The organism is Desulfosporosinus sp. BICA1-9 (genome assembly GCF_000802135.1).
Genome location: NZ_JUEE01000078.1, coordinates 1 through 6,143, shown reverse-complemented (window position 1 = coordinate 6,143; position 6,143 = coordinate 1). Strand labels below are relative to the sequence as shown.

At 42.4% G+C, this 6,143-nt stretch carries 5 protein-coding genes; 1 reads left to right on the top strand and 4 read right to left on the bottom strand.

Annotation, left to right across the window (positions count from 1 at the left end; all coding sequences use genetic code 11):
• Positions 1 to 316: 316 nt before the first annotated feature.
• From JL57_RS10010 to ltrA, 3 genes are all read right to left on the bottom strand, one after another.
• Entirely contained in the window at positions 317 to 2,131 is a 1,815-nt protein-coding gene (locus tag JL57_RS10010; protein WP_034141911.1) for a reverse transcriptase/maturase family protein, read from the bottom strand.
• Positions 2,132 to 2,192: 61 nt separating this feature from the next.
• On the bottom strand, positions 2,193 to 2,405 hold the full coding sequence (locus JL57_RS10005) for a hypothetical protein (RefSeq protein WP_034141910.1): 213 nt from the start codon (positions 2,403 to 2,405) through the stop codon (positions 2,193 to 2,195).
• 347 nt (positions 2,406 to 2,752) lie between these two features.
• Positions 2,753 to 4,090 (bottom strand): group II intron reverse transcriptase/maturase, encoded by a 1,338-nt coding sequence (gene ltrA / locus JL57_RS10000; RefSeq protein ID WP_291299920.1) that lies wholly within the window; start codon positions 4,088 to 4,090, stop codon positions 2,753 to 2,755.
• A 465-nt stretch (positions 4,091 to 4,555) separates the two neighbouring features.
• Here ltrA and JL57_RS09995 point away from each other — a divergent pair, with 465 nt between their 5' ends.
• Positions 4,556 to 5,923 (top strand): transposase, encoded by a 1,368-nt coding sequence (locus JL57_RS09995; RefSeq protein ID WP_291299919.1) that lies wholly within the window; start codon positions 4,556 to 4,558, stop codon positions 5,921 to 5,923.
• Here JL57_RS09995 and JL57_RS09990 read toward each other — a convergent pair.
• Positions 5,920 to 6,143: hypothetical protein (locus JL57_RS09990; RefSeq protein WP_034141908.1), on the bottom strand; the 224-nt coding region annotated here is incomplete at its 5' end. The genes JL57_RS09995 and JL57_RS09990 overlap by 4 nt on opposite strands.

The window sequence follows — 6,143 nt, the reverse complement described above, 5'->3', positions numbered from 1 at the left end:
AGTGTCTGTTACAAAAAGCTGAACAGCACCAAACATAAGTTCTTTAAAAATAATTACACCCCTATCCATGGTGTGGTAAAATTAAGGTGACGAAACCAAAATTATCACACAGGAAGAGGTGTAAACCTTGCATATACAGATAGACATGTTCTCTTGAGTAAACACAGGCGTTACCGCCCATGCTCCTCGACGGAACCGTACGTGCGTAGAGTAGGCACCCAGCGAGTTGCTATCCTAAAATAGTACTTTTCCAGATGCCCCTCTCAGAACGGAGCGTGCAAGTTTCCTGTGCACTCCGCTCGCCAGTGATTAACTGTCAGCCGACATTAGCGTTTATAAATCTCTTACCGTCATATTTACTTGAGTGGATTTTGGTGTGGCATTCGAGACATACTGCGAGTGTTTTTCTTCTCATCGCCATCATTCGTTTCATCCATTCCGGTTTTTCTTTCCTACCGTTTTTCTCTAGGTCTTTTAGCTTCTTGACGTGGTGCATTTCAATATTTCCACTTGATCCACATAATTCACATGTATCCTTCATCAGACGGTCAATAAGTTGGCTCTTAATGTTGAACACTTTTCCTGTTGGTAATGCGTCTAGAATTACGGCATCCTTCTTGTAACCTAGCTTAAACCCTCCGAAGTAAGCGATCAACGGATTTTTTCCTTCCCGTTTCACTTCCTTTTGAAGCACCTTGTAAATTTGTCCGTCCGTTTCACGAGTCGTTTTGTACGTCTTGAAGACTTTGTTGACCGTCGTTTTGAACTTATTCGCAAGGGTACGTGCTAAAGACAATTCCATTGTTCTCTTGAGACCATGCAACTGATGAGCATTATAGGCAAGCAGATAGTATTGAGCGAATCCGCGAAATTCGGACTGGTATTGGGCAATAATATCAAAATCGGAGTTGACCGTCCGTTCTTTTCGATGAGTTGGTTTTCCGCTCTTCTTATATTGTCTTGCTTTATCTTTCATCTTCTCGTCTGGAACTCGAAAGCCGATCACCCCATTGATGCTGCGTTGTCCTCGTTTGTCATGTTTCGCATCCTGATGTAGCACGTGGATGTCATAACCAAGAAATCGCGCTTTTTCGGTTTTCGCATGGGTAATCAAGGTCTTCTCTTCGCTAAGCGTTAATTTTAGCTCATTCATGAGAAAGGTTCTAATTTGTTCCTTGACCTTGATCGCATCCAACTTAGGGCCTGAAATTCCCAACAGCCAATCATCCGCATAGCGGATATAATAAAGTCGTCGGAATGCCGGGTCATTCGTATCTTTGGAAGGCATGGACTGTCTCTGCTTGTTGAGTTCCTTTGCTTTCTTCCAGTCTTGATGGCGCATGTGTTTTTCAATTTGTTTGCTCAGCGCCTTGTAGGTTTTGTTTTCTGTCCTTCTGCCCCCGCAGTTATAAACGGGGAGGATGTGTTTCTCCATAAACCGGTCGAACTTGTCCATATAGAGGTTTGAAAACAAAGGACTTAAAATGCCGCCCTGCGGGCATCCGCTTAGGGTAGAGTTATACTTCCAGTCTTCCATATACCCGCATTCCAGAAAGTGTTTCATAAGTCTCACAAAACGATTGTCTTTCACTTTTTCAGCCAGAATTTCTAGTAGAATGCCGTGATCGATGCTGCCAAAACAATCGCGGATATCGCCTTCGACAAACCATCTTACACTTTTCCAGCCGCCTTTAGCCCGAATAGAATCAAGGGCTGTGTGGCATCCTCGATTGGAACGGAAACCGTGAGAGGCGTTGCTGAATTGCGGATCAAAGTAGATATTCAGTATCAGACGAATGACTTCTTGGAGTAATTTGTCCGACCATGTCGGTAGTCCGAGAGGGCGTTGCTTCTTACTACCTTTTTTCTTGACATACATACGTCTGACGGGAGCAAAACGATAGGTTTCCTTTTTCAGTTGATCGATAATTCGATCAATCTTGGCAATGGACATGCCGTCAACCGTTTCGTCTGTCACACCTTTAGTCATTGCGCCTTTATTGGCATAAATATTTTTGTAAGCGATAAGATACAATTCTTTGTTGTAAAGCAAACGGTAGATGCGATATAACGGTAACTTTCGCTTGCCTCTGTCGCCGATGATATCCAATACTTTTTCGGCTTTCTGCATTCCGCATTCCTCCAAGCGATTGATATCGTAACCACCTGTCTTCCTTCTCCTGATCTCCCGCTTACTTGGTTACCCTTTTGGCGGTATAAGCGATCCAGCGGTACATATTAAAGTCCGCCTGTGCAACCGTCATTACGACCGCCACTTTGGATACTATGAAAACTCCGTTACCATAGAGGTCTCCCCCCTTAGGCAATCCCATGTTTTGCGTAGGAAGAACGTAATAGCTCGACTTAGGTACCCACTCATGACCTTGCTTGATCTCATTGTTCAATGGCTTATCGCCCTGGATTTCTTCGAACAAAAGGTGATTTCGAATATGCGATAAGTAGGGAGTGTTTAGACGGTGTATCCCTAGATGTGCGATTCCATCCCTGGTCATTTAGGTTTAGGCAGTGTAGCTTTTACCATATCGAGCAGAACTTGCGCGGCCTGCTTCTACACCATCTTCGATTCATCCACGCTTTAACACCATGCTGTTTTTCCCTCTTCTTTTCAGATTCAGGTTAGGCGTTGTTCTCAACGTATTTCCAAGGACATTGGTCCAGTGACTGGACAATTCTTTCAGCGCACGACATGGCGCACCCTATTAAGGCATACGGCTCTTCACATCATATTTAATCATCTATAGAATAGGCTTACTTTTATCGCCGGTTCTAGTAACGGAAAAGTTTTCAGAAGTCCATTATAGAATGTATCAAGTGTGTAACTCCTTCTTTGACTTCTTTTATTGAGCCATTTAAACAGCAACCACTTGACTGCATGCTGATAACTTTTCACACCTCTAGTATTATCGGTTACTGCGTAATACTGATAGTGTCCCCTAAGTTTCTGATTGATCTTCTTGATCAGATCAGAAACAGGCATTATTCGATTATCCTTAATCCATTCTTTCATCGTCTTGACTTTGCTTCTAAATTTCTTCTTACTCGTCTTTACCTTACACCGAAAGAATTCTTTCTTACCATTTTCGCTACAATAAAATGTAAATCCTAGAAAGTCAAAAGTTTCGGGTTTCCCTAATCCTCGCTTTGCCCTATTGTGCTTGGCAAACCTCCCGAATTCTAATATCTTAGTTTTCTCTAGGGCTAATTCTAGACCAAACTTTCTAAATCTCTCGATTAGCCTTAAATAAAACTCTTCTGCTTCCCATTTGTTTTGAAAGCAACATACAAAATCATCGCAGTACCTGATTAAATACGCTTCACCTTGGCACTGTCGTTTTACTTTTACGTCAAACCACATGTCTAGTACATAGTGCAGATATATATTTGCAAGTACTGGTGATGCTCCATTTCCCTGCGGAGTGCCTTGTTCACTTTCCAGATAGTTACCATCTTCCATGATTCCAACCTTTAGAAACTTCCTAATGATTCCGATAAAATTCTTGTCCGCTATATCATGCTCCAAGAATTTTAACAGCCATTCATGGTCTACGTTATCAAAGAATGACCGAATATCTGCTTCCACAATGTAATTGACCTTGCGGTATTGCACATTTTCTATGATTTCTCTGACCGCTTGATGACAACTTCTGTTTGGTCTGAATCCAAAGGACTCATTATAGAACTTCGGCTCATATACCATCGTTAATATCTGTGCTATGACGCTCTCAACTAATTTATCTTCATAACACGATATCCCTAATGGCCTCATTTTGTTGCTTCCGTCTTTTGGAATATACACTCTTCTTATAGGTTCTGGCTTATAGCTTCCGTTCTTCATTCGTTTTACCAAATGTTCAACGTTTGCTTCTAGGTTGATAGAATAATCTTCCTTTGCTACTCCATCAATTCCCTTGGCTTTCTTTCCGTCCATTATTTTATGGCTGGCTAACAGCGTCGTTTCATTGATGTATGAAGCAAGGTTTTGAACCTTACCATCAAATCTGGCCTTTTCTATATTGAATCGTATTCCAAGTAACTCGTTAATAATGTTCTTCAGCTCTCCTGTCTGCACTATCCCGCGTTTACTTGAAGCTATGTTGTGCTAACCCCTTCCCTCCATCTGCTTTCACAAACTTCTACGGTACTACGAGTTAGTCGGACTTCCTATATTGCATTTGCTCATCTTGCTCATTCCCTTGCTTGACTTCGCATACTGATTTCTCAGACATTATAGGACCTCAGCTGTTCTATTAGCATATTTATCATCAAACTCGCCAAGCCCTAAGACCCCGGAAGAGCTATATAAATCTCACCTATACGATTTATATAGCATTGTCTGCTACCGACATGACGGTATCGACCTCTTCTTTTAGATAATAATTTCGTGGCTCAATAGCTTCACTTTCGTTTCGGCTCGTTTGCTCCCCGCCCTACGCTTAAACCTAATGTTACCATTTTGGCTCCAAGGAACTAGGTACAGGCTACTGGTTAGGTATTACCTGATAGGATTTCCCTACTATATGTTAATAGCTTACTAATGAAAACAGAATTGCTTCCATTTCCAAGAGGAAACATCACGCAATTGCGTGCTGCTTCGCAGCTCGCACCACCCCTATATTATAGCACACTTGGTTTTGATGCGGATCTCATTGATTATCTTTCTTTCATTAAAGATGAATATATCCGCTTTCTGTTCCCACGGCCCATCCTTGATCCTCGGGGACGTAAGCCTTGGGATGCCGTCATCTTATTTCGCATGCATGTTTTGTACTTCACTCGTCCTGAATTTGTCTCATTTCGGCAAATGTGCACAGAGTTGGCTAAACCCAAACATCAGGACTATCGCAATTTCCTTGGAATTAAAGGAACTAGCATACCAAGTCACGCAGCCTTAAGTCGCTTTCGTGCACAGTTGGGAATTGAAGAGACGACGATTAACGAACTATCTAAACCCCTTTTACGTCAAGCAGAGCAATTGGACGGTTTTCTAAACCTGATGATTGGGGCGTTAGATTCACGTCCTGTTTTTGCGGCAGTGGGTGGGTTTAAAAAGGAGTGCACCTGCAAGACTCCTGAGAAATGTACGTGCCCGCCTCGTTTTTCGGATAATGATGCCAAAGTTGGCAGACAACGTACCAAAGTCAATCAAAACAAGTTTTTTATCGGATACCGAAAAAACACCGTCATTTGTGGAAGTTCGCAAGGGCCAATGCCTTTAGGATCCGTCGTTGTTCATGCCAAAACATCGGACAGTAACATGTTGCTACCGTGTTTAGAACGTTTGAAAGAACTAGAAATCCAACTACCGAATATGGTGGCGGACATGGCCTACATAGATGGTCAAGATAAGATTGATGCTCTCAAAATCCACAATACAGTGGTCTTTACTGAAGTAAAAAAAGATATGATCCGCCCTGAAGTTTGCGATGAACAAGGACGAGTGCTGTGTTCGGAAGGGCACTTAGCTGTGTACGACGGATTTGACACCGAAACTATGATGGTGCAGTACATAGGAGATCCATCTCACTGCGATTCCTGTTTACGCTGGGGAACTTGTGACAAACGTTTTGAGTTTTCCTTTTTAGAAAAGCCTCAATTTTTCGGTCCAATAGCACAAGGATCACAATGGGCTAGGTCCTGTCTGAATTTCCGTAAACAAGTTGAACTAAACTTTGCCTTAGAAGCAAACCTATTGGATCACGTTTTTCACCATAAGAAGTTACCCATACGTGGGCAAAAACGGGTTGAGATCTACCTTCGCCTCGTTGATTTAAGCCGCTTAATTATGGGGATGATCCACCACGCCCAGGAATACTTAGTTCCTAAAGGACGAAGTCAAGAGTTGCGACGCCTTGCTGAAGAAGCTATTTATGACCGAAAATTCGTTCTTCTTCGCACAGCTTAAGCACCAGAGCATCCTAAAAGCAAGTCTTGGAATCCAACCCCAGATGGAACCAAGGAAGTACTATATCCTTTTTTAGGGTGTTTTTTCGCGACGTATCCTTTTTCAGTATCGAGAAGTCTTTCGGGAGCTTTAGGAGGAGTATAAACTTCTAAACGAGTGACACGCTTGTTCGCTTGCAGGGTTTGTTTTTGCCTGTTCCTGCTTTTTTGTAACAACCACT